19 protein-coding genes and 1 pseudogene are annotated in these 22,148 nt (G+C 67.5%); 10 read left to right on the forward strand and 10 right to left on the reverse strand.

Annotated features, from left to right (window positions below; translation table 11 throughout):
* Positions 1–119: 119 nt before the first annotated feature.
* Positions 120–1,055: a LysR family transcriptional regulator gene (locus PKD06_RS02075; RefSeq protein WP_324377259.1), complete on the reverse strand. Its 936-nt coding sequence runs from the start codon at positions 1,053–1,055 to the stop codon at positions 120–122.
* A 106-nt stretch (positions 1,056–1,161) separates the two neighbouring features.
* On the opposite strand from PKD06_RS02075, the gene PKD06_RS02080 reads away from it, so the two are divergent.
* From PKD06_RS02080 to PKD06_RS02095, 4 genes are all read left to right on the forward strand, one after another.
* The gene (locus tag PKD06_RS02080; protein WP_324377261.1) at positions 1,162–2,445 is read left to right on the forward strand and encodes an MFS transporter; all 1,284 of its coding nucleotides are present in this window, start codon (positions 1,162–1,164) and stop codon (positions 2,443–2,445) included.
* A 57-nt stretch (positions 2,446–2,502) separates the two neighbouring features.
* Positions 2,503–3,690, forward strand: coding sequence for a M20 aminoacylase family protein (locus PKD06_RS02085; protein WP_324377263.1), 1,188 nt, complete (start codon positions 2,503–2,505; stop codon positions 3,688–3,690).
* A 318-nt stretch (positions 3,691–4,008) separates the two neighbouring features.
* The gene (locus PKD06_RS02090) at positions 4,009–5,454 is read left to right on the forward strand and encodes a DUF1800 domain-containing protein (protein WP_324377265.1); all 1,446 of its coding nucleotides are present in this window, start codon (positions 4,009–4,011) and stop codon (positions 5,452–5,454) included.
* Positions 5,451–6,647 carry a DUF1501 domain-containing protein gene (locus tag PKD06_RS02095; protein WP_324377266.1) on the forward strand — a complete coding sequence of 399 codons (1,197 nt, stop codon included), beginning with the start codon at positions 5,451–5,453 and terminating at the stop codon, positions 6,645–6,647. The genes PKD06_RS02090 and PKD06_RS02095 overlap by 4 nt, the downstream gene beginning before the upstream one ends.
* Before the next feature lie 50 nt (positions 6,648–6,697).
* On the opposite strand, the gene PKD06_RS02100 is transcribed toward PKD06_RS02095, so the two are convergent.
* From PKD06_RS02100 to PKD06_RS02110, 3 genes are all read right to left on the reverse strand, one after another.
* Positions 6,698–7,057: a hypothetical protein gene (locus PKD06_RS02100; protein WP_324377268.1), complete on the reverse strand. Its 360-nt coding sequence runs from the start codon at positions 7,055–7,057 to the stop codon at positions 6,698–6,700.
* Positions 7,058–7,077: 20 nt separating this feature from the next.
* Entirely contained in the window at positions 7,078–7,332 is a 255-nt protein-coding gene (locus tag PKD06_RS02105) for a metalloregulator ArsR/SmtB family transcription factor (RefSeq protein ID WP_324377270.1), read from the reverse strand.
* Between the two features lie 170 nt (positions 7,333–7,502).
* Positions 7,503–8,492, reverse strand: a complete 990-nt coding sequence (locus PKD06_RS02110; RefSeq protein ID WP_324377271.1) for a nitronate monooxygenase — start codon at positions 8,490–8,492, stop codon at positions 7,503–7,505.
* An 89-nt stretch (positions 8,493–8,581) separates the two neighbouring features.
* On the opposite strand from PKD06_RS02110, the gene PKD06_RS02115 reads away from it, so the two are divergent.
* Positions 8,582–9,460: a LysR substrate-binding domain-containing protein gene (locus PKD06_RS02115; protein ID WP_324377394.1), complete on the forward strand. Its 879-nt coding sequence runs from the start codon at positions 8,582–8,584 to the stop codon at positions 9,458–9,460.
* 71 nt (positions 9,461–9,531) lie between these two features.
* On the opposite strand, the gene PKD06_RS02120 is transcribed toward PKD06_RS02115, so the two are convergent.
* Both PKD06_RS02120 and PKD06_RS02125 read right to left on the reverse strand, forming a co-directional pair.
* Entirely contained in the window at positions 9,532–10,647 is a 1,116-nt protein-coding gene (locus tag PKD06_RS02120) for a hypothetical protein (RefSeq protein WP_324377273.1), read from the reverse strand.
* Positions 10,644–11,372 carry a HemK/PrmC family methyltransferase gene (locus tag PKD06_RS02125; RefSeq protein ID WP_324377275.1) on the reverse strand — a complete coding sequence of 243 codons (729 nt, stop codon included), beginning with the start codon at positions 11,370–11,372 and terminating at the stop codon, positions 10,644–10,646. Before PKD06_RS02125 ends, PKD06_RS02120 begins: the two co-directional genes overlap by 4 nt.
* Before the next feature lie 192 nt (positions 11,373–11,564).
* Between PKD06_RS02125 and PKD06_RS02130 the strand changes: the two genes are divergently transcribed.
* The 4 genes from PKD06_RS02130 to PKD06_RS02145 are packed head-to-tail and all read left to right on the forward strand — an operon-like array spanning position 11,565 to position 16,877.
* Positions 11,565–12,890, forward strand: coding sequence for a lipopolysaccharide biosynthesis protein (locus PKD06_RS02130; RefSeq protein ID WP_324377277.1), 1,326 nt, complete (start codon positions 11,565–11,567; stop codon positions 12,888–12,890).
* A 16-nt stretch (positions 12,891–12,906) separates the two neighbouring features.
* Positions 12,907–13,959, forward strand: coding sequence for a glycosyltransferase family 2 protein (locus tag PKD06_RS02135; RefSeq protein ID WP_324377279.1), 1,053 nt, complete (start codon positions 12,907–12,909; stop codon positions 13,957–13,959).
* 11 nt (positions 13,960–13,970) lie between these two features.
* On the forward strand, positions 13,971–14,639 hold the full coding sequence (locus PKD06_RS02140) for a class I SAM-dependent methyltransferase (RefSeq protein WP_324377280.1): 669 nt from the start codon (positions 13,971–13,973) through the stop codon (positions 14,637–14,639).
* Positions 14,640–14,687: 48 nt separating this feature from the next.
* Positions 14,688–16,877 (forward strand): glycoside hydrolase, encoded by a 2,190-nt coding sequence (locus tag PKD06_RS02145; protein ID WP_324377282.1) that lies wholly within the window; start codon positions 14,688–14,690, stop codon positions 16,875–16,877.
* Between the two features lie 10 nt (positions 16,878–16,887).
* Here the strand turns inward: PKD06_RS02145 and PKD06_RS02150 are convergent, their stop codons facing one another.
* Positions 16,888–18,726 carry an SLC13 family permease gene (locus PKD06_RS02150; RefSeq protein WP_324377284.1) on the reverse strand — a complete coding sequence of 613 codons (1,839 nt, stop codon included), beginning with the start codon at positions 18,724–18,726 and terminating at the stop codon, positions 16,888–16,890.
* 279 nt (positions 18,727–19,005) lie between these two features.
* Between PKD06_RS02150 and PKD06_RS02155 the strand changes: the two are divergent.
* Positions 19,006–19,263, forward strand: a pseudogene (locus PKD06_RS02155) (helix-turn-helix domain-containing protein); the annotation flags it as partial.
* A 32-nt stretch (positions 19,264–19,295) separates the two neighbouring features.
* Here the strand turns inward: PKD06_RS02155 and nadE are convergent.
* Genes nadE through PKD06_RS02170 form a run of 3 tightly spaced genes read right to left on the reverse strand, consistent with a single transcriptional unit; the run spans position 19,296 to position 22,128 of the window.
* Positions 19,296–20,315 (reverse strand): NAD(+) synthase, encoded by a 1,020-nt coding sequence (nadE, locus tag PKD06_RS02160; protein ID WP_324377286.1) that lies wholly within the window; start codon positions 20,313–20,315, stop codon positions 19,296–19,298.
* Positions 20,312–21,847, reverse strand: a complete 1,536-nt coding sequence (locus PKD06_RS02165) for a class I adenylate-forming enzyme family protein (RefSeq protein ID WP_324377287.1) — start codon at positions 21,845–21,847, stop codon at positions 20,312–20,314. The genes nadE and PKD06_RS02165 overlap by 4 nt, the downstream gene beginning before the upstream one ends.
* A 14-nt stretch (positions 21,848–21,861) precedes the next feature.
* Positions 21,862–22,128: an acyl carrier protein gene (locus PKD06_RS02170; RefSeq protein ID WP_324377289.1), complete on the reverse strand. Its 267-nt coding sequence runs from the start codon at positions 22,126–22,128 to the stop codon at positions 21,862–21,864.
* Positions 22,129–22,148 lie beyond the last annotated feature (20 nt).

A 22,148-nucleotide genomic window follows, 5' to 3' on the forward strand; every position in this document is an offset into this window, starting at 1 on the left:
GCCCTCACCGTCACAGGAGTCCTCATCGTCATGAGAATGATCGCTCACTGACAGCCGCCCGAGGCGGAACGAGCCGGCCTGAAGGATGGGGACCTTCCCCGTCCTTCCGATCCCGGCGGCTATCCCGCCGTGTCGGGCTCCGGCGGGCGCCGCGCGATCGAGAAGGCGGGGTCGGCCAGCATTTTCGAGACGAACCTGTCGAGACACGGATTGTCCGCGTCCGCGCGCCAGACGAACTCCACCGGGTAGGATCTGCTCAATTCCGGATGATCGACCAGAACGACATCCGCCGGGCAAAAATGGACGGCCGCGTCGGACACGATGGAATAGCCCATGCCCGCCGCCACGAGGCCGAGGATCGTCGAGATGTCGCTGCCGACCTGCGCCATTTTCGGGGTGAGGCCCGCTTCCCGGCACTGGTGGATGAGGAAATCATTGTAGTCGGGGGCGATCTCGCGCGCGAACCAGATGCAGGGCTCGTCCCGGAGCATCGCGAGGCGGTCCGGCACCTGGCGGGCGAAGGCGCTGTCGCGATGGAAGGCCAGCTTCAGCCGACACGTGAAAAGCCTGATCGCCGCGAAGGTCGGATCGTTGCGGGGGCGCCAGGTCAGATAGCCGCCGTCGAGGCTGCCATCGGCGATCTTCTCGATCTGGCGCATGGCGAGGTGCGGCTCGAGGATCACGGAAATGGCCGGAACGGCCTTCCTGAAGGCGTGCAGCGTCTTCAGGACGACGGGATGCCAGCCGTAATTCGGCGCGACGCCGATGCGAAGCGCCCCGAGCTGCCCCGCGGAGATGCGGGCGGCGCGCTCGCGCGCAGCGTGCAGATCCGCGAGGAGCCGCCGGCAATCCATGGCGAATTGCGCGCCCGCCGCCGTCAGCTTCATGCCGCGCCCGCTACGCATGAAGAGAGCCGCGCCGACATCGCTCTCCAGGTCCATGATCTGCCGGCTCAGCGCGGGCTGCGCGATGTGGAGGTGCCTCGCCGCGTCGGCGACGCTGCCGCGGTCAGTCACCGCCAAAAAATACCGCAGGTGCCTAATCTCCAGCGACATATGTGCACCTATCTATACTTGGAAGATATAGGGTATATATGCAAATAGTATTGCTATGACTAGAAAAACCTTGATACCGTCTCGACAAGGTTGAGGGGGAGATAGGATGATCGAGCATTCGGGCGAGATACGGCATCGGGCCGTCGCGGCGGCCACGGTCGGGAACATTCTCGAAATCTACGATTTCATCGCATACGGCATCTTCGCCGTGCCGATTTCGCATACGTTCTTTCCGGTCAACAGCGATTTCGCGGCGCTGATGCTGACCTTCCTCACCTTCGCCGCCGGCTTCCTTGCGCGGCCGCTGGGGGCCCTGGTCCTCGGCCGATACGCCGACAGCGCGGGGCGCAAGAACGCCTTGAGCCTGACCCTGATCTTGATGGCCGTCGGCACCCTGATCCTGGCCGGCTGTCCGTCCTATGCCTCGATCGGCTGGGCCGCGCCGGCGATCATGGTGGCGGGGCGGCTGCTGCAAGGCTTCTCGGCCGGAGGCGAGATCGGCGGCACGGTGGCCATGCTGGTCGAGAACGCCGATTCCTCGAATCGCGGCCTGTATGGCTCGTTCCAGCAGATGTCGCAGGGCGCCGGCGTGCTGCTGGCCGCCGTGATCGGGCTCGTCCTGTCGAGCCTGTTCACCGATGCGCAGATCGCCGGCGGCGCGTGGCGCTATGCGTTCCTGGTGGGCCTCCTGATCGCTCCCGTCGGCTGGTACATCCGCCGCTCCATTCCCGAGACGCCGGAATTCGAGGAGAGCGAGCATCAGCCGCTCGACGTCTGGACGCGCAACCTCGTCACCTATCGCAGCTCGCTGTTCCTCGGCGTCGCGGTGATGGTCTTCTGGACCATCGCGACCTATGTCTCGAACTACTTCACGACCTATGCCACGCGCGAGCTGCACCTGAGCATGCTCGAAAGCTTCCTCGGCCAGACGGCCTATGCGGTGACCCTGATCGTGGCGAGCCCGCTGATCGGCGCGCTCTCGGACCGGATCGGGCCTCGCAAGCCGATGCTGTTCGGCGCCGGGGTCTGCGCGGTCCTCGGCTATCCCCTGTTCTGGTATCTGGGACGCAATCCCAGCGTGCAGGGGCTGATCCTCGTCCAGAGCGTGGTGTCCTTCCTGCTGGCCTGCTACGCCGCCTGCGCCTCGCGCGTGATGGCGGACATCTTCCCGACCGCGTTCCGCGCGACCGGCGTGGGGCTGGCCTATGCGGTCGGCGTGACGATCTTCGGCGGCTTCACGCCGCTCGCGGTGACGGGCCTCATCCAGGTCACCGGCGACAAGCTGGTCGTGGGGCTGTATCTGTCCTGTGCGGCGATCGTGAGCCTCGTGGCCCTCATTCTCCTCTACTCGCCCAAGCGCCAGGCGGATGCCTTGCCGAAGACGGCCTAGTCCCCCGCGGGCCGGGCCGTCCCGGTTCCCGGGCTCTTCCATCTCTCCGAGGCCGTCATGCTGGATCGCGATCACATCCTGAAACTGGTCCCCGATCTCGTTCGCATCAGGCGGGATCTGCATGCCCACCCGGAGCTTCGCCACGAGGAAAAGCGGACCTCCGCGCTCGTGGCGCAACTGCTCCGGGACTGGGGACTCGAGGTCCACGAGGGCATCGGAGGCTACGGCGTCGTCGGCACGCTGAAACGCGGCGCCTCGGAGCGCTCCGTCGCCTTGCGGGCGGATATGGACGCCCTGCCGATCCACGAATTGAACACCTTCGACTATGCGTCCACGTATCCAGGCAAGATGCATGCATGCGGCCATGACGGCCATACCACCATGCTGCTCGGCGCCGCCCGCTACCTGGCCGAGCGCGGCGGCTTCGACGGAACCGTGGTGCTCGTGTTCCAGCCGGCGGAGGAGGGCGGCGGAGGCGCGAGGCTGATGGTCGAGGACGGCCTCTTCGAGCGGTTCCCCGTGGAGGCGATTTTCGGGCTGCATAACTGGCCGGACCTGCCGGCGGGCTCCTTCGGCGTGCGCGAGGGGCCGATCATGGCCTCGAGCAATCCCTTCGAATTGCACATCAAGGGGATCGGCTCCCATGCCGCGCAGCCCCATCGCAGCGTCGATCCGGTCCTGGCCGCGGTGCAACTCGTGCAGGCGTGGCAGACCGTTTCGTCGCGCAACGTCTCGCCGATCGAATCGGCCGTCCTGTCCGTGACCCAGATCAATGCGGGCAGCGCGGTGAACGTCATCCCCGAGGACGTCACGCTCAAGGGGACCGTGAGGACCTTCAGCGGCGAGGTGCTGGACCTCGTCGAGCGCCGCATGCGTGAAATCGCCGCCGGGATCGGGGTCGCCTTCGGCGCCGAGCTGCATCTCGACTTCCGGCGGGTCTATCCGGCGGTCGTCAATTGCGAGGCCGAGACGGCGCTGGTGGTCGAGGTCATGCGCTCGCTCGTCGCGCGCGGGCGCGTCAACGGCAAGGTCGAGCCGAGCATGGCGTCCGAGGATTTCTCTTTCTTCCTCCAGAGGAAGCCCGGCTGCTACGCCTTCATCGGGAACGGCTCTGCAAGCCCGGCGAGCAACCATCCTCACCATCTGCACAGCGCCACCTATGATTTCAACGACGAGATCCTGCCGCTCGGCGTCTCCTATTGGGCGGCGCTCGCCCAGGCGAAGTTGTCCGTCTCGTCCTGCTAAATTCTGTCGGGAAAGGTCGCAGCCGAGCCGGGCAACGGACGTCCCGGATGTCCCGACCGAGCCCCGAACAGGACGGCGGTACGATGCGGCCGGCGATGCCCGAGACGATCGACGCGAATTTTTTCGACGACCGGGTCGGGGTTGCGGCCGTCCGAGCAGGCTGTCGCCCGGCCGGAGCCCGGGATTGCCGCGGCCATGAATGGGCCACGATAGCGCTTGATCCTCCATGAGATGCTTCGCGCCGCATTCACTGGGCTCGCCGGCCTCCTTTTGCTTCTCTTCGCCTCGGCCGGCGGGTCTCTGCGCGCGGCGGACGCAATGCCCGACCGCGATCTCGAATTCCTCGAGGCGGTGACCTGGGGCGCGACGCATGCCGGTTATGACGAGTTGCGCCGGCTCGGCCGCAAGCGCTGGCTCGAGCGGCAAATGTCCTCGCAGGATGCCACCGTGCCTCCCGCGCTCCAGCAACAGATCGACGGCTTCCGCACATCGACGACGGCACCCCTCGCATTGGCGGTCGAGTTCACGTCCCGCACCAATGCCGTGCGCGCCATACGGGACGGCGAGGAGCGCAAGGCGGCCCAACAGGCGATCGCGCGCGACATGAGCAATATCTCGCGCGACGCGGCCATCCGCTCGATCGTCCGGGCCGTCTATGCGCCGGATCAACTGCGCGAGCGGCTGACCTGGTTCTGGTTCAACCACTTCAACGTCTATCTCTACAAAGCAAACATGCATCTCCTCGTCGGCGACTACGAGGACAAGGCGATCCGTCCCCATGCCCTCGGCCGCTTTCGCGATCTGCTGGCGGCGACGCTGCGTCATCCCGCCATGCTGGTCTATCTGGACAACGCCCAGAACGCGGTCGGCCGCGTGAATGAGAATTACGCCCGCGAACTCCTCGAACTGCACACGATGGGCGTCGGCTCCGGCTATACGCAGGCGGATGTCGAGGAACTCGCCCGCATCCTGACCGGCTTCGGCGTTCAGCAGACCGAAGGGACGCCCGGCATGAAGCCCCAGCTGCGCCCGCAATATCGGCGAGAGGGCCTCTTCGCCTTCAATCCTGCCCTCCACGATTACGGCGACAAGACCTTTCTCGGCCACACGATCAAAGGCAGCGGGGAGCGGGAGGTGGAGGAGGTGCTCGACATCCTCGCCACCCATCCGGCGACGGCGCGGCATGTCTCGACGCGCCTTGCCACCTATTTCATGGCCGACAACCCGCCGCAGCGGGTCATCGACGCCATGACGGCCGAATTCCTGCACACGGGCGGCTCGATCCCTGCCGTCCTCGAGGTCCTGCTCCTCGCGCCGGAATTCGACCGGGCCCTCGCGGGCAGGCCCAAGGACGGGGTGCGCTATGTCTTTTCCGCGCTGCGGCTCGCCTATGAGGAAAAGCCGATTCTGAACGGTGGTCCGGTGATAGCCTGGCTGGGGCGGCTGGGAGAGGGCCTCTACAGTCGCCAGACCCCCGACGGCTATCCCCTGACCTCCGCGGATTGGACGGGACCCGGTCAGATGACGGCCCGGTTCGAGATTGCGCGTGCGATCGCCTTCGGACCGGCCGGGCTCTTTCGAGCCGGCGACGAGAAGGCCGATCGGCCGGGCTTCCCGATCGTCCGCAACGCGTTGTTCTATCGCGGCTGGCAGTCGCGCCTTTCGCCGGCAACGCGGGCGGCGCTCGATCAGGCGATCTCTCCGCAGGATTGGAACCTGCTGTTCCTGTCTTCGCCCGAATTCATGCAGGGAGGTGCGTCATGACCCCCGAACCGAGCCGCCGCGGCCTTCTCCTGGGTGCCGCCGCGGGGCTTGCGACCCTCGGCGGTCGCGCCTGGGCGGCGCCTGCGAGCGATCTGCGCCTGCTCGTCGTTTTTCTGCGTGGCGCCTATGACGCGGCGAATGTGGTCGTGCCGGCCGGCAGCAGCTTCTATTACGAGTCGCGCCCGAAGCTCGCCATCGCCAGGCCGAACGCCGACGATCCGTATTCGGCGCTTTCCCTCGATGCCGAATGGGCCCTCCACCCGGCCCTGCGCGAGACGATCTATCCGCTCTGGAAGAAGGGCGAAGTCGCCTTCGTGCCCTTCGCGGGTCCGTCCGACGACGTCTCGCGCAGCCATTTCGAAACCCAGGACACGATCGAACTCGGCCAATCGACCGGGCAGAGCCGCGATTATCGCTCCGGCTTCATGGCCCGGCTTGCGACCTCCCTCTCGCGCACGCGGCCGATCTCCTTCACCCAGCAGGTGCCGCTGATCTTCCGTGGCGAGCAGCAGATCCCGAATGTGGTGATCAACACGGTGGGGAAATCGAGCATCGACAGCCGGCAGGCAGCGCTGATCCAGGCCATGTATGCCGAAACTCCCCTGGAGAAGGGCATCCGCGAGGGCTTCCAGGCCCGCGACGAGGTCTATCGCTCGGTTCATGCCGAGATGGCTTCGGACAAATCGGCCGTGCCCCCCCGCGGTTTCGAGCTGTCGGCCCGCCGGATCGGCCGGCTGATGCGCGAGCAATACAACCTCGCCTTCGTCGATGTCGGAGGCTGGGACACCCATGTGAACCAGGGCGCGGCAAAGGGCTATCTGGCCGACCGCATCGGGGAACTCGGACGCGGCCTTGCGGGCCTCGCCGAGGAGCTCGGACCGGTATGGTCGCGCTCGGTGATCCTGGTCGTTTCCGAATTCGGCCGGACCTTCCGGGAGAACGGCGACCAGGGCACCGATCACGGCCACGGCAGCGTCTATTGGGTGCTGGGCGGGCCGGTGAAAGGAGGCCGCATCTACGGCGAGCAGGTGAAGCTCGCCGCGAATACCCTGTTCCAGGGCCGGGATTTGCCGGTGCTCACCGATTACCGGGCTCTGATCGGCGGGTTTCTCGAACGATTCTACGGGCTCGACGGCGACGAGCTCAACAAGGTGTTCCCGGACTCGAAGCCGAGGGATCTCGGATTGGTGTGATCCGGGACCGTCGGTTTCCCGAGAGGGGAGGGCGCGCCGGGGCGGAGGCCTCAGCTCCGCACGATCTCCAGCGGACCGTGATCGTCGCAATGATCGCCGTGCGGATGGTGCAGATGACCGTCGACGAGGTAGTCGACATGATCGCCGTGCGGCACGGCCTCGTGCCCGCAGCCCGGCCCATGGACGTGGCCGGGCTCATGACCGGTGCAGCGGTGCCCGGGCGTGCAGCGATCCGGGTTGCGCTCGCTGACCTCGATCACGTGCTCGTCGACATGGTCTCCATGCGGGTGATGGAGATGGCCGTCATGCAGATAGTCGACGTGGTTTCCATGGCGCACGGCCACATGGCCGCAGCCCGGACCGTGGACATGATCGTGGTTCGCATGGTGGGGCAGGTTGCAGGTCGTCATTCGAAAGTCCTTCCGGTCCGTCAATGTTGCTCGCAGGCATGCTCGACGGCGTTTTCGACGAGGCCGAGCACATGGGCATCCGCGATCGCGTAGATCGCCGTCTTTCCTTCCTGTCGGCGTCTGACCAGCCGCGCCTGCAACAGCACTTTCAGGCGCGCCGAGACCGTTCCCACCCGATCCCCTTCGATTCTGGCGAGCTCGCCGACATTGCGCTCGCCGGAAGCCAGGACGATGAGGGTCCGAAGCCGGGCAGGATCGGACAGGGCCTTGAACATCGCGGCCGCATCCTCGAGCTGCGCCCGGCTGATCGTCCCGGTCATACAGTCTATCATTCTATTGAACGTTGGTATGATGGGTCGTGATCCGGCCCCTGTCAAGCCCGGGACATGCCGAGACATGGAAGGCGATGATTCCTCCCGCTTCCGTCCGTCGGATCCGGGGCGGTCTATCTTCGCGAGGCCGTTGCCGGGCCGGCGCCGCCGGTCAGAAGCTCCGTCGCCTGGGCGGCCATTCGCTCGACGATCGCGGAGGCCGGCTCGATGGCGCCGATGAGGCCCGCCGCCTCGCCGAACCAGACGCCCGTATTGTCGGGATCGCCGGCTGCGAAGGCTTGACGGTAGCGCGGCGCCTCGACGGCGGCGTTCCGTTCCAGCTCGGCCTCGCGGCCATGCCAGCTTTGCGTGAACGCGTTCCGGCGAATTCTCGCCGTGAAGCCGCGCGGCCATGCGATCTGGCGGGCGATGTCGGCCACCGACGTCCTGACGGTGTCGTCGCCGGTCGCCTCGACGATCGCCTCGTGATGGCGCGGATGCACGAGCGCCTCGCTGGAGGCCCAGAGGCGCGTGCCGACCAGCACGCCTTCGGCGCCGAGCATCAGGGCCGCCGCAAGCCCCCGCCCGTCCGCGATGCCGCCGGCGGCGACCAGGATGGAATCCGGCGCATGGGCGGCGATCAGGTCGGCCGCCTCCGGCACGAAGGACATCGTCCCGCGAAGCATTCCGTGGCCCCCGGCTTCCGCGCCCTGCGCGACGACGATATCCGCCCCGACATCGACGGCGTCCCAGACGTGATCGATCGTCTGGCACTGGCAGATCAGCAGCGCGCCCGCCTTGCGGATGTCCTCGGCGAAAGGACGCGGGTCGCCGAAGGACAGCATGACCGCGACCGGCCGCCGCTCGAGCGCCTCGGCCAGGAGCGACGGCGATTTGCGCAGGGACCATGTGATGAACCCGACGCCGACGCGCTCGCCTTCGCAGAGATCGAACTGCTCGGCGAGCCATGCCGGGTCGCCGTATCCGCCGCCGATGAGGCCCAGGCCGCCGGCCGCGGTCACGGCGCCCGCCAGCGCGCCGCCGCCGGCGAAGGCCATCGGCGCGGAGATGATGGGGTGACGAATATGCAGCCTGCGGGTGAGGCGGTTCGAAAGGGTCGGCATGGCGGTCACTCCCCGGATCGTTCCGAATGAGCCATTGCCGCACCTTCCATACAAATGAATTTTTGTAGATGATCGTTCTCAGAATGAGAATGCTTGACCTCGGCTCCCTCGAGATATTCCGCGCCGTCGTGCGCGAGGGCGGCGTCGTCCGCGCGGCGTCGAAGCTGCACCGCGTGCAGAGCAATGTGACGACCCGGATCAAGCAGCTCGAGCAGCGGCTGGGGGTGGCCCTGTTCCGTCGCCAGGGACGGGCGCTGGCGCTGACGCCGGCCGGGGAACGCCTTCTCGTCTATTCGGAGCGTCTGCTGCGTCTCGCCGACGAGGCGGAGGCGGCGGTTCGGGGCGCGCCGGGCGGCCGGCCGTTCCGTCTCGGCGCGATGGAGAGCACGGCCGCCAGCCGCCTGCCCGAACTGCTGTCCCGTCTGCACCGGGCGCTGCGCGACACCCAGATCGAGTTGCAGACGGGGCCGACCGCGTCGCTGATCCAGCAGGTCCGCGAATATCGCCTGGACGCCGCCTTTGTGGGGGAGCCGTTCGCGCGCGAAAACCTGAACGTGCAGCCGGTCTTCGAGGAAGAGCTGGTCCTGGTCACGGCCCGGCGGCGGAACGGCATCGCATCGCCGGCCGATCTCGCGGGCGAAACAATCCTCGCCTTTGCCCGCGGATGCTCATACCGGCGGATTCTCGAAGACTGGATGTCGGGCGCCGGCGCGAAGCCCGCCCGGATCGCCGAACTTGGCAGCTATCATGCCATCATCGCCTGCGCGGCGGCCGGCGGAGGCTGCGGCATCGTGCCGGTCTCGGTCCTGAATACGCTGAGCGCCGGCCGCAGCGTGCGGCGGCATGCCTTGCCCCGATCGATCGCCGCGAACCGCACCCATCTGGTCTGGACCGACGACGCCGCGCCGGCCGTCCTGGCGCTCCTGGAGCATCTGGCCGCCTGCCCGCCCCACCCCTCGCCGGAATAGCTCCGCCGCCGCTGTCCCTTCGGCTGCATCCGGCATCGCCGCGAGACGTCCGCGATCCGGCTCGGCAGCCTCTATTCGAAACGCCCGTCGACGAGCCGGCTCCAGTTTTCACCCGCCAGGCCGTTGAAGAACCCCTGGGAGCCCCGATACGCCTCCACCAGCCGCTCCTCGCGCGAATGCACGATGGTCGCGGCGAGAGGGAAGAAGGCGATGCGCCGGCCCAGCATCGCCTCCAGCAGGGCGGGCTGCGTCCGGCCGCGCAGGGCGGCGGCGCCGTTTTGCGCCGCATGTCCGATCAGGCAGTCCAGGACGGGCCCGGCCTGTCCCGGCAGGGCGAGAAGCTGCAGGACGCGGGCGATCCCGCGCGGGCGGAGATAATAGAGGAAGGCGCCGATCAGCGCCCCGCCCGGCGTGGAGACCGAGGCGAAGACCGGCTCGCCGCGATCCGGCGCTCCGGCGGCTTCGGCGAGGATATGCGCGAACCGCTCGTCTCCCCAGTCCGGGCGGACGGCGAATTGCTTCGTCAGGGGATCGAGCATGGCGGCGAAACCGGCCTGGTCCGTCTGCGCGACCTCGAGCCCTCCCTTGACCTTCCAGTTCTCGGGGACGGCGGACCAGCGCAGGTCGTTGCCCTGCATCCGCCCGCGGAGATGGCGATCGATGCGGCTCGCCACGGGAGCGAGCAGCCGCGCCGCGGCGATCCGGCGGGAGGCCTGCGCGAGCGTGAAGGCCGCCGGCCGGATGACCCGCAGCCAGTCCAGGCTGTATTGCGGCAGTTCCACGCCGCGCAACCGGGTCCACATCTGCGCCGAGACTTCGCTCGCGGTCTCGGTGAAGGAGAGATCCTGCGGGCCCGCCAGGAACGCCTTGAGCAGCCTCGCGCCGGCCATCGGGTCGCTGGCCCGGCGTTCGACCATGAGCGCGCTGCCGACCGCCGCGCGCAGCTTGCGGCCCTCATGGCTCATCGGCAGCACGCTGATGCCGATGAAGCCCGAGATGGCGCCGTCTGCGCCGATATGGACCAGCGGCGAGATCTGCGGGTCGTAGCCAGGCGCCTCGAGATAATGCTCGCGCAGATAGGCCGTGAGCGAGGGCGACGGAAGCGTGTCGCGATCCCGGAACACCCGTTGAAAGAGCCCGGCAACAGCCGGGATGTCGGCGGCCTCGAGAGGGCGGATGCGGCTCATTTCGGCCGACCTGCCGTCTCCAGGGGGGGCGCGGCGACGGGACCGAGCTTGCGGGCGAGCGCGACCCTCGGCATTCCGGCCTCGTTCGAAACGAAGGTCACCGGCTCGTAGACCCTGGTTCTTGCGATGAGCGCCGCGACCTGGCGTTCCTGTCTTTCGCCGAATTCGAGCAGCAGCCAGCCCCCGGGCGTCAGGAAGTCGGCGGCCTCGCGGATCACGCGCTGCTTGATCGAGATGCCGTAGGGCCCGCCGTCGAAGGCTTCGCGCGGTCCGGCTTCGAGCAGATGCGCGCTCTCGCCCGTGAGGCGGGCCGTGGAGATGTAGGGCGGATTGCAGACGACCATGTCGAGGGCCCCTTCGAGCCCCTCGCCCTCCAGCGCCTCGAACAGGTCCCCCTGCCGGATCGTGACCCGGTCCTGCACCGCCAGGCGCTTGACGTTGCGGCGGGCGAGCATGACGGTGCTGTCGGTCAGGTCTCCTCCCCAGACGCGGGCGGACGGCACCTCGACCGCGATCGACAGCGCCAGGTTGCCGGAGCCGCAGCACATGTCCACGACCAGCGGCCTGGACGGGAGGCCGCGCAGGATCGCAATGGCGGCGGCGGCGAGCAGCTCGGTCTCCTTCCGCGGAAGGAGGACATCCGCCGCATGCTCCAGCACGATATTCATGAAATGGTGCATGCGAGGCTCGCAACGCCCTACGAGACCGGCGGTTCTGCCCGGCATGAGATCCTTCCTGTGCTGAACGTAATTCACGCCAGGGAGGCTACCTTCGTCCGAGTAAACATCCGCTGAAATGCAGCCTCCTATATGACGCGCACGCATTAACGGCGGCCTTATCTTTGCCTGCTACCCAGGCGACATTGATGCTGGATCCATCGGCCGGCCTCTTTTTGTTAACTTTGAAGGCGGGAGAGGATGAGCTGGGGCAAGGCGAGAGGATTGTCGGGCGGTCGCGGAGCGCTGCTCCCGATGCTGATGTCCTATGCCGCCTCCGGCGGCAGCCTCGTCGTCAGTTCCGCCGCCCAGCTGCTGACCTTCGCTCTCCTGGCCCGCTTTCTCGGCGTTCACGAATTCAGCCTGCTGGTCGCCATCACGGCGATTTCGAGCATCGCGGTCCATATGTGCGGGCTGGGCGCCATGGAATGCCTCGTCCGCCGTGTCGCGCGCGACCGGACGCTCTATCCCGTCATGCTCGGCCACAACATCATCCTGACCGCGGCAAGCGGCCTCTTCCTGATCGTGGCCGGTACCGTCATTCTGCCCTTCTTCCTCACGCTGCTTCCCGATCCGGCGGAGAACGTCGCCCTGATCTCGCTGATGCTCGTGACGAACATCCTCCTGGTGCGCGTCATCGTGCTGGCGGAACAGATCTGCATCGCCCATTCCGATTTCGCCGCGGCGAATCTCGTGGTCATCGGCTTCGCCGTCGCGCGGACCGTCGCCGCCGCCGTGGCCTGTCTCCTCTTCGACGTCGAGAGCGTCGCCTCCTGGGCGGTCTGGCAGTTCGGCTGCCACGTCCTCGTCGCCTTCGCCTGCTGGCACGCCCTCAGGCCCCGCGGCTCGCCGGACTACCGGATCGTGCGCGAGGAATTGCCGCTCGGCCTCTATTTCAGCGTCCCCTTCATCCTGCGGGCCGTGCGCCAGAATGCCGACCTGCTCGTGCTCAGCCTGATCTCGGCGCCCGAGATCGTCTCGAGCTACAGCGTCGCCCGCCGCATGCTGGACAGCAGCTATCTCTCCGTCGAGGCGCTCAACCGTCTCGTCTATCCCGGTTCGGCCCGGGCGACGGCCGAAGGCTTGCAGCACGCCATGCCGAGGGTCTGGAGGGTTCTCGGCGCAGCCATCGGGATCAGCGTCACCGCGGCCGTCACCGTTTTCATGCTGGCCCCGGTCCTGCCCTTCCTCTTCGGCAAGGGCTATGTCTCGCTCGTCCTGTTCCTGCGGATTCTCTGCTGGGCGGTCGTGCCGCTGGCGATCTGGTCGGTCGCGATGGAAGCGCTCGGGGCTTCCGGCCATCACCCCACCCGCGCGACGGTGATGGGGCTCGGGAGCCTGCTCGGCGCCGCCCTGGCCGCGGCGGCGACCTGGTACGCGCCGCCGACCGGCACCTTCGTCTCCTTTTACGTCATCGAGATCTCCATGGTGATCGGGTCCTGGAGCGCCCTGCTGAGGATCGTGCGCCGCGATCGCCGGCGAGCCATGGAAGAGCAGCTCGCACCGGGAATGGCGCATGGGCGCTGAGAGACCGGAGCCCCCGTTGAGCGTTTCCATCGTCATCAAGACCCTGAACGAAGAGAAGCGCATCGCCGCCACCGTCGAGCACGCCCTGGCGGCTCTCGGCGGAATTCAGGGAGAGGTCATCGTTGCCGATAGCGGCTCCTCGGACCGCACCGTCGCGATCGCGTCGGGCTATCCGGTCCTGGTCGTCCAGATCGCGCCGCCGGCCCTCCCGAGCTGCGGGATCGGGCCGCAGCTCGGCTTCCAGCATGCGCGCTTCGACCACATCTGCCTGCTCGACGGCGACATGCTGCTGGATGACGGCTTCCTCGCCGCGGCCCTGGCGTTTCTCGCGGAGAATCCCGAGGTCGCGGGCGTCACGGGCCATATCGAGGAGATGCTGGTCTCGAGCCTCGAATATGCGCGCAGGGTCCAGCGCCAGGGCCCCGAAGCCCGGACCGGATCGATCGACCGGATGAACGGCGGCGGGCTCTACCGCCGCAGCGCCATCGAGCAGGTCGGCCATTTCTCCGACCGGAACCTGCACGGGCACGAGGAATTCGATCTCGGCATCCGCTTGCGGAGCGCAGGCTGGCGGCTTCACCGGCTCGACCGGCGCTTCGTCCAGCATTTCGGCCATACGCTCAATTCCTACCTGCTGCTCGTGCGGCGCTGGAAGAACAAATATCTCCAGGGCGTCGGGGAGCTTCTGCGGGCTTCGTGGAGGCGGCCCTATTTCTTCCAGCTCCTGCGCGAGCTCCCCGAACTGAAGCTCTGGGGCATGGTCTATCTGTGGTGGGCGTTTTCCATCGCGCTGCTGCTGTGGCTGCCCGACAGGACGCTGGCTCTCGGGCTGGTCCTCGCCCTCCTCGCCGGCATCGTCGGGCTCATGAGCCTGCGCAAGGGCGGGCTCGGCATGGGCCTCTACACCGTCGCCGCCTGGTTCTTTCACGCTGCGGCGCTGCCCCTGGGTTTCTTGCGGCCGCGGCGGGCGCCCGCCGCCCCCATCGAGAGCCGCATCCTCCATCAGCCGGAGGGAGCGGCCTCCGGCGAGGCCCCGCAGCCGCAGGTCTTCACGAAAGCCTCTTCATGACCGGCGATCTCATGAAAAAGAAAGACTCGCTCTGGACTCGGATCGTCCATTCCTCCTCGGAATATTTCCGCAGGAGACGCGGCGGTCTGTTCCGGCAGGCCCTTCCCAGCTTCACCTCGCTCAGGGTTTGCGACGTCGGCGGCTCGCGGCATTTCTGGGAAAAGCTCGATCCAGCCGACGTTCCCCAGGACCTGACGCTGGTCAATATCCGCGACGACGGACAGGCGCGTTCCTTTAGCGGTTCGTTCGGTCATGTCGAGGTCATCGTCTATGATGGCGACCGCCTTCCCTTCGAGGACAAGTCGTTCGACGTGGCCGTGTGCAATTCGGTGATCGAGCACGTGCCGCCGGCCAAGCGGGCCAATCTGGTGCGGGAGATCAACCGCGTCTCCAACTACTATTTCATCCAGACGCCGGCATTCGTCTTCCCCATCGAGCCGCATTTCTTCTGCCCCGGCCTCCATTGGCTGCCGCGCTCCGTCGCGCGCCATGCCGTGAGGCTGTCCCCGTGGCGTTTTCTTTCCAGGCCGTCGGAGGAGCACATCCGCGAATATTTCGAGGAGATCCAGATCCTGACGCTGAAGGAGTTCCGCTCCTATGCGCCGGAAGCGAAGCTGGTCAGGGAGAAGATCGCGGGCCTGACCAAGTCCTATATCCTGCATGGCCCCTCGCGCTCCTGAGGCGGCCGGCGCATTTTCGAGGAGGAATCGCCGAAAAGGTCGATCTGCATGAAGAGACTGCTTTGGGCCTTGATCGCGCCGCTGGTGCTGGGGCCGGCGGCCTCCCGTGCCGCGGCCGAGGAATGGCTGCCCGTGCGCGAGCAGTCGCTGGAGGTTCGCCCCGGCAGCCCGCTGGACTTCTCCGGGCTCCTGCCCAACCGCGCCTTCGCTCCGAAAGGCGCCGATGGCGAAAGCCGGCGGATCATCGTGCGGAAGGACGGCCGCCTCGCCTCGGGTGCATCCGGGGAGCCTGCGCGCCTGCTCTGCGCCTCCCTCGCCTGGAGCCCGGCCTCGGGCGGCTTCCCCGATCACGCCGAGGCCGATCGCTATGCGCGCCAGCTCGCGCTCCACGGCTACAACATCGCCCGGCTGACCTTCCTGGACGCTTCGCTGATGTTCGGCCGAGCGCGGGATTTCGATTTCGATCCGCAAACGCTGGACCGCATCCACTACCTGCTCGCCGCGCTGAAGCGGAACGGCATCTCCTGGATGATCGACGCCATGACGTCGTGGCGCGGCGCCTATGGCGGCCATGACGATCGCTGGGATCCGGCGGGCAACCTCAAGCTCGCGCTGTATCTGGACGACGGGGCCTTCGCCCATTGGAAGGGGCTCGTCGAAAAGGTCTTCACCCGCGTCAATCCCTATACTGGCATCGCGCCCGTCCATGACGAGGCGCTGGCGCTGGTGATCCTCGTCAACGAGAACAGCATCGAGTTCGAAAGCGTCGTCCACGATCGGCCCGGCAAGCCTCCCTATGATGCGATCTTCGCGGCGCCGTTCAATCTTTGGCTGTCGAAACGCTACGCTTCGAGCGAAAAGCTGGCTCGGGCATGGGGCGGCCTCGGCCAGGACGAGAGGCTGGAGAACGGCACGATTCGGCTGCCCCCCGATCGCTATGTCGCCAGCCCCCGCCTGCGCGATCTTCAGGCGTTCTTCGTCGAACTGGAGACGGCCTCGGCGGCCAGGATGAGCGCGGCCCTGCGCGCCCTGGGCTACAGGGGCATCGTCAGCACCTACAACAACTGGCCGACCGTGCAGACCGCGCTCAGCCGCCGCGGGCTCGAAGCGGTGACGATGAATACCTATCACGACTGGGCGAGCGGCTATGCGTCCGGCACCAGGCTTCTCCAGCAAAGCTCGATCGCGGACGGCGCCCATTATGTCCGCACGGCCGCGGCGGCCCGCTGGCTGGGAAAGCCCTTCGTCGTCAGCGAATATGATCACCTGTTCTGGAATCGCTACCGCTACGAGGCGGGGCTGGTCTTTCCGGCCTATGCCGCCCTCCAGGGCTGGGACGTCCTCTGCCGACACGGCCATGGCCCGATCGCGCTCGCCTATGGCGAGCCCTATCCGCACAAGCGCGCGATGCTGCCCTATGCGATCGCGCTCGATCCCGTGGCGCGCGCGGGGGAGACGCTGGCCGCCTTGCTGTTCCGGCGCGGGGACGTCGCGACATCGCGGCTCACCATCCCCTTCGCGGTTCGCGGCGCGGAGGATCTCGGGCCGGACATGCAGGCCCGCGAGCCGGACGCGCTGACGGAACTCGCTCTGCTCGGAAGGATCGGGCTGGAGGATGCCGGCCGCATCGGCGAGGGGATCGCCGTCCGGCAGCCGCGCGACGTGAACCGGCCCGCCGCCATCGTCGAGGCGTTGCGGGCGAGCGGCGCTCTTCCGCCCGGAAACGTCACGAATCTTTCATCCGGCCTCTTCCAGAGCGATACGGGCGAGATCGTCCTGAACCGCCGCGACCGGCAAATGCGTCTGGCGACGAAGGCGACGGAGGCCGTCGCCTTCTCGGCGGAAAGCCTGCCGGCCGCCCTCGGGATCCTGTCCGTGGACGCGGCCGAGGGCGACGGGCTGGTCGCGATCTCCTCGCTCGACAAGCCGGCCTCGCTGGCGAGTGGGCGCCGCTTCCTCGTGATCTTCGCCACCGACGCCCGCAACACCGGGATGGTCTTCCGGGACGGCGAGCAGAAGGTCATCGAGGATTTCGGCAGGCTGCCGGTCCGCATCCGCAAGGGGCATGTCGACCTGCGGATCGCCAGGACGGCCCGCGCGTGGCGCCTCTCTCCCGTCGGCCTCGACGGCCAGGTCCGGCGGCCGGTTGCGCGGGGCGCCGGCCCCGTCGCGTTCCGGCTCGGCAACGACCTGCCGGACGGCCCCACCACCTATTTCCTGCTGGAGCTCGAGGAGTGAGGAAGGTCTCTCAGCGGAAAGGCAGGAAGACCGGCACCAGCAGCACGCAGACGAGCCCCGTGACGATCGAGAACGGCACGCCGACCTTCACGAAATCGCCGAAGCTGTATTGCCCGGGCCCGACCACCAGCGTGTTCACCGGCGAGGAGATCGGCGTCATGAAGGCGGTGGAGGCGGCGAGCGCGATGATCATCGCGAAGGGGTAGGGCGAGGCGCCGAGATCCTTGGCGATGGCGAGCGCGACCGGCGCCATCAGCACCGCCGTCGCGGTGTTGGAGATGAACAGGCCGAGCGCCGCGGTGATGACGAACAGGGTCGCGAGCACGATCCGCGGCGAGGCTCCGCCGACGAGATGGATCACCGCGTCGGCGGCGAGGTCGACGCCGCCGGTGCGCTGCAAGGCGAGCGAAAAGGGCAGCATGCCGACGATCAGGATCAGCGTCTTCCAGCTGATCGAGGCATAGGCGCTGTTGAAGTCGACGCAGCCGAACAGGCCCATCAAAAGGCAGCCGATCAGCGCCGCCTGGACGTTCGGCACGAGGCCGGTGACCATCAGCACCACGACGAGGCCGAGCACGCCGAGCGCATGGGGCGCGCGGCTCGCGGCGGGCAGCACCTCCCCGAACTCGGCCGGCATGTCGAGCACTACCATGTCGGCGCTGTCGTCCTGCAATTCGCGGATATCGGACCAGAAGCCGACCAGCAGCAGCGTGTCGCCGAGCTTCAGCGGCTCGTCCAGCAGGTTCTCGGTGACCACCGTGTTGCCGTGGCGCAGGCCGATCACGTTGAGCCCGTAATGCGAGCGCAGCCGGGCGCCGGTGATCGTCTGGCCGATGAGCCGCGACTGCGCCGGCAGCATCACCTCGACCATGCCGAGATTCTGCGACAGATCGTTGAAATAGTCCTTGTTCTCGCCGGCTTGCAGCCGCTCGAGGCCGTATTCCGCCCGCAAGGCCGCCGCCTCGTCCGGCGAGCCGTCGACATCGGCCAGCAGGACGTCGCCGGCCTCGATCACGGTCTGTGCGGTCGGTTTCACCACGCCCGTCGAAAAGCGCGAGCTTCGCTCGATGGCGAGCAGGTTGACGCCCTCCTCGCGCAGATCGATCTCATCGAGGCGGCAGCCGATGAGCGGCGAGCCCTCTTTCACGCAGACCCGCCGCGCGCGCTCGGAGAGCTGGTACAGCTCGACCCAGTCGCGCAGGCTCGGGTGCCGCGGGCCGCGCGCATCCCCTCCCTCCGGCGCTCCCCCCAGCAGCCGGCGGGCGAGGAGCATGTAGAGGATGCCGAGCACGAGCAGCGGCAGGCCGAAGGGCGTGAAGCTGAAGAAGCCGAAGCCCGCGGAGCCCTGCCGCGTCAGCTCGGCATTCACGACGAGGTTCGGTGCGGTCGCGACCAGGGTCAGCATGCCGCTGATCAGCGCGGCGACGCTGAGCGGCATCATCAGCCGGCGCGGCGACATGCCCCGGTTCTGCGTGATGCGCAGCACGACGGGAATGAAGATCGCCACCACCGCGGTGGAACTCATCAGCGAGCCGAGCGCGCCCACCGCCGCCATCAGCAGCACGAGGAGGCGGTTTTCGCTGGCGCCGGCGGTGGCGTCCAGCCAGTCTCCCAGCCGGCGCGCGACGCCGGTGCGCACGAGACCCTCGCCGATCACGAACAGGGCCGCGATGAGGACGATGGAGGCGTCGGCGAAGCCCGCCAGGGCCTCGTTCATGGTGATGATGCCGGTGAGCGGCATGGCAACCATCACCAGCAGCGCGACCGCATCCATGCGCGGCCGGTTCAGCACGAACATCCCCACGGAGGCGGCGAGCATGAGGAGAACGAGGGCGAGGTCGAAGGTCATAGGCGTCCCGCAGACAGAGGGAGTCAGGACGGGGTCTATATCGGAGACTCTGCGGCGGCGTTAACCGGCCGCTAACCATGGGGCTCGAAATTCCCTTCGGCCGCATTTTCGAGTGGGATGGACCCGGCTCACGTGAAGAAGAGGCGGCCAGGATTTGGGGCCGGTTTCGCCGAAAGCGAAACGGCTCCGGCGGGCACGGGACCGCTCGCGGCAGGACGGTTCCGGTTGGGCACGATTCTCTCCAAGCCGCAGCTTCGCTCTCCCGGAGGCATGCTCCCGGCGGAGGCGGCGAGGCGCGGCCTCGTCGGGCGCACTGTCGCCGATGTGGAGCGCGACCTCATCCTCGACACGCTCGATCATTGCCACGGCAACCGGACCCGCGCTGCGGGGATCCTCGGCATCTCGATCCGCACCCTCCGCAACAAGCTGGCCGATTACATCGGCGCCGGGATCGAGGTGGCGGAGCCGGGCGGAGCCCGCCGCGCAAGCCCGCCCGAGCCGGATGCCGGGCGCCCTCCTCGCGCGTCCGGCATGTGAGGCGCGGGCCGCCGCGCGCGGATGCTCCGGGGCTATGCCGGGTTTCCGCAGGCCACTTCCGCGACGGGCTCGACGAGCTGCGGCCCCAGATGCAGATAGCGCGTCGCCCGGCGCTTGGCGGCGATATCGGCCCAGACGCGCTCGACCTCGACCTTCGTCAGCTTCGCCGCGACGCCGACCTCCGCCGGGGAGAATCCGTGATTGAGGCCGTAGAGGCACAGATCCATGCGGTCATAGGGGAGGGAAAAGTAGAACTCCTCCTGCGTCTGCGCCAGGGAATAGGTGTCGGTCGTCGGCGGCCGGCGGCGGATCTCCTCCGGGATGCCGAGTTCGGCGGCGAGCGCATAGACCTGGCTCTTGTAGAGATGCGCGATCGGCTTCACGTCCGCCGCGCCGTCGCCGTTCTTGACGAAGAAGCCCTGATCGTATTCGAGCCGGTTCGGCGTGCCGAGCACGGCGTAGTTCAGCCGGTCGGCATGGTAATACTCGATCTGCTTGCGGGTGCGCTGCTTCATGTTCGTCGCGGCGACGATGCCGAGATAGACCGGGGGCGGCATGCGCAGCTTGCTCTGCCGGCCTTGCGGGTCCTGCACGACCAGCGACGAGATGTTGTAGCCGCCGCCGGTGAGAGAATTGGCGATGACGATCTTCGACGCCCAGCCGGATCCGTATTCGGGAACCAGCTCGCGGATGAAGGCGTCGCGCCGCTCGTAGCAGCCCATGGCCTTGAGCGCCGGCCCGATATCCTCCACGGCGCAGGCAACCCCGAAGGTCTCGGCGACCAGCCTCCCCAGCCGGAGGCTTTCGGGATCGGAATCGTTCTCCGGCATGAAGAGGCAGAATACGTTCTTCGCCCCGACCGCCCGCACCGCCAGCGCGACGCAGACGCTGGAATCGATGCCCCCCGAAAGGCCGAGCACCAGCCCGCGCTTGCGCATGTCGCGAAGCTGCGTGCGCAAGGCCGCGACGATGCGCTCGGTCTCCGCCGCGCCGTCGATCTTCAGCGCGTCGGCCGGAAAGGCAGGGATGTTCGGGACCACGGCGACATTCATTCCATACCGCCCAGCGTTTCCGCAGCGAGCCTGCGGCTGACCTTGCCGGAATCCGTCTTCGGCAACTCGGTGCGGAATTCCACGAATTTCGGCACCATGAAGTCCTCGAGACGGGTGGCGCAGTGGCGGATGATGTCCCGCTCGCTCAAGGTCAAGTCGGAAAGCACCACGACCGCGGCGATGGCGTGGCCCAGAATCGGATCCGGCACGCCCGTCACCACGGCTTCCGCGATGCCCGGATGGGCATGCAGCACGGTCTCGACTTCCTTGGGCGCGACCTTCTCTCCGCGCGTCTTGATGATGTCGTCCTTGCGGCCGACGAAATAGAGGAAGCCGTCCTCGTCGGTGTGGAAGAGGTCGCCCGTATGGAGCCGCTTCTCCCAGAGGGAGGGCCCCGTGCGCAGGATCCGCGCGGTGGCGGCCTCGTTGCGCCAGTAGCCCTGCATGACATGCGGGCCGCGGATGACGAGTTCGCCCGCCACGCCGGGCGGAACGACGCGGCCCTCGTCGTCCACGACGAAAGCCTCCGTGTTCGGAATGGCGATCCCGACCGAGCCTGGCCGGCGATCGAGTTCCTCCGGCGGCAGGTAGGTGCAGCGCTTGCACTCGGTGAGGCCGTACATCGAATAGATCCGCACGCCGGGCAGCAGCTCGCGCAGGCGCGCGATGTGCACCGGCGGCAGGGCCGCCGCCGTGTTCGAGATGTAGCGCAGGCTCGGCAGGAAGCCCGGCGCGAGATCGCGCATTTGCAGGATCATCGCCGCCATCGTCGGCACGAGCGGGAAGCCCGTGACCTTCTCGGCGCGGATCCGCTCGAAGATCGCCTGAGGGAAGGCGAAGGACTTTTCGAGGACGAGGGTGGCGCCGAGCCGCATCGCCATCAGGAGCTGATAGAGCCCGTAATCGAAGGCCAGCGGCAGGACGTTGAGGATGATGTCGTCGGGCGTGTTGCGCAGATAGGTGGTGATCGATTCCGCCGCCGCGTCCACATTGCGGTGGGTCATCATCACGCCCTTGGGCCGGCCGGTGGAGCCCGAGGTGTAGATCAGCATGGCGAGGTCGATGTCGATCCCGCGATGCGCGACCGGGACGGGCTCCGCCTTCAGGCAATCTTCGAACGCCGCCACGCGACCGGAGGGAGGCTCGGTCGAGGCGACGAAGGGGCGCGGCACCGTGATCGCGTCGAGCGCCTGCGTCACGACCGGCAGGAGCCTCGCCTGCGTCAGGACGGCGGCGGCCTCGGAATCGTCGATGATGTAGCTGAGCTTGTCGGCCTTGGTGGAGGCGTTGATCGGGCTGAAGGTCGCCCCCGCCTTGAGGACGGCGAAGATCGAGACGGCCGCCTCCACGCAATTGTCCATGAAGACGAGAACGCGGTCGTCCCGCCTCACCCCGTTCGCGGCGAGCGCGGCGGCCAGCCGGCTGGAGAGATCGTCCAGCTCGGCATAGGTCAGCCGCCTTCCCCCCGCGACCAGCGCGGTCTTGGCGCCGTGAGCCCTGGCACTGGCGACGACGAATTGCTCGACCCGCATGGACCTGCTCTCCGCTATGCCGCCGCGGACGTTGCGGTCTTCGAGGCGATGAAGGCCGAGATGTGCGCCAGCGAATCGAGATTGACCGGCACGATGTCGGCATCGGCCACCACGACGCCGTAGCGCTCCTCGATGAAGGCCACCAGTTCGAGGACTCCCGTGGAATCGATGATGCCGTTCTCGATCAGGGAATCCGTGTCGGAGAACGGATGGGCCGTGTCGCCGAACAGGAAGTTCTCGACGACGAAGGCCCTCACCGCCTCCTTGATGCTGTCCGACATGTCCGTTCCTTTCCCATATG

The sequence above is a fragment of the Enterovirga sp. genome (assembly GCF_035325185.1).
In the GTDB taxonomy this organism is placed as follows: Bacteria; Pseudomonadota; Alphaproteobacteria; order Rhizobiales; family Beijerinckiaceae; genus Enterovirga.

What these genes read in the sequence shown, in the direction of transcription:
- PKD06_RS02075 (WP_324377259.1), bottom strand. Translation starts at nt 1,055, where the DNA reads ATGTCGCTGGAGATTAGGCACCTGCGGTATTTTTTGGCGGTGACTGAC.
- PKD06_RS02080 (WP_324377261.1), top strand. Translation starts at nt 1,162, where the DNA reads ATGATCGAGCATTCGGGCGAGATACGGCATCGGGCCGTCGCGGCGGCC.
- PKD06_RS02085 (WP_324377263.1), top strand. Translation starts at nt 2,503, where the DNA reads ATGCTGGATCGCGATCACATCCTGAAACTGGTCCCCGATCTCGTTCGC.
- PKD06_RS02090 (WP_324377265.1), top strand. Translation starts at nt 4,009, where the DNA reads ATGCCCGACCGCGATCTCGAATTCCTCGAGGCGGTGACCTGGGGCGCG.
- PKD06_RS02095 (WP_324377266.1), top strand. Translation starts at nt 5,451, where the DNA reads ATGACCCCCGAACCGAGCCGCCGCGGCCTTCTCCTGGGTGCCGCCGCG.
- PKD06_RS02100 (WP_324377268.1), bottom strand. Translation starts at nt 7,057, where the DNA reads ATGACGACCTGCAACCTGCCCCACCATGCGAACCACGATCATGTCCAC.
- PKD06_RS02105 (WP_324377270.1), bottom strand. Translation starts at nt 7,332, where the DNA reads ATGTTCAAGGCCCTGTCCGATCCTGCCCGGCTTCGGACCCTCATCGTC.
- PKD06_RS02110 (WP_324377271.1), bottom strand. Translation starts at nt 8,492, where the DNA reads ATGCCGACCCTTTCGAACCGCCTCACCCGCAGGCTGCATATTCGTCAC.
- PKD06_RS02115 (WP_324377394.1), top strand. Translation starts at nt 8,582, where the DNA reads ATGCTTGACCTCGGCTCCCTCGAGATATTCCGCGCCGTCGTGCGCGAG.
- PKD06_RS02120 (WP_324377273.1), bottom strand. Translation starts at nt 10,647, where the DNA reads ATGAGCCGCATCCGCCCTCTCGAGGCCGCCGACATCCCGGCTGTTGCC.
- PKD06_RS02125 (WP_324377275.1), bottom strand. Translation starts at nt 11,372, where the DNA reads ATGCCGGGCAGAACCGCCGGTCTCGTAGGGCGTTGCGAGCCTCGCATG.
- PKD06_RS02130 (WP_324377277.1), top strand. Translation starts at nt 11,565, where the DNA reads ATGAGCTGGGGCAAGGCGAGAGGATTGTCGGGCGGTCGCGGAGCGCTG.
- PKD06_RS02140 (WP_324377280.1), top strand. Translation starts at nt 13,971, where the DNA reads ATGAAAAAGAAAGACTCGCTCTGGACTCGGATCGTCCATTCCTCCTCG.
- PKD06_RS02145 (WP_324377282.1), top strand. Translation starts at nt 14,688, where the DNA reads ATGAAGAGACTGCTTTGGGCCTTGATCGCGCCGCTGGTGCTGGGGCCG.
- PKD06_RS02150 (WP_324377284.1), bottom strand. Translation starts at nt 18,726, where the DNA reads ATGACCTTCGACCTCGCCCTCGTTCTCCTCATGCTCGCCGCCTCCGTG.
- nadE (WP_324377286.1), bottom strand. Translation starts at nt 20,315, where the DNA reads ATGAATGTCGCCGTGGTCCCGAACATCCCTGCCTTTCCGGCCGACGCG.
- PKD06_RS02165 (WP_324377287.1), bottom strand. Translation starts at nt 21,847, where the DNA reads ATGCGGGTCGAGCAATTCGTCGTCGCCAGTGCCAGGGCTCACGGCGCC.
- PKD06_RS02170 (WP_324377289.1), bottom strand. Translation starts at nt 22,128, where the DNA reads ATGTCGGACAGCATCAAGGAGGCGGTGAGGGCCTTCGTCGTCGAGAAC.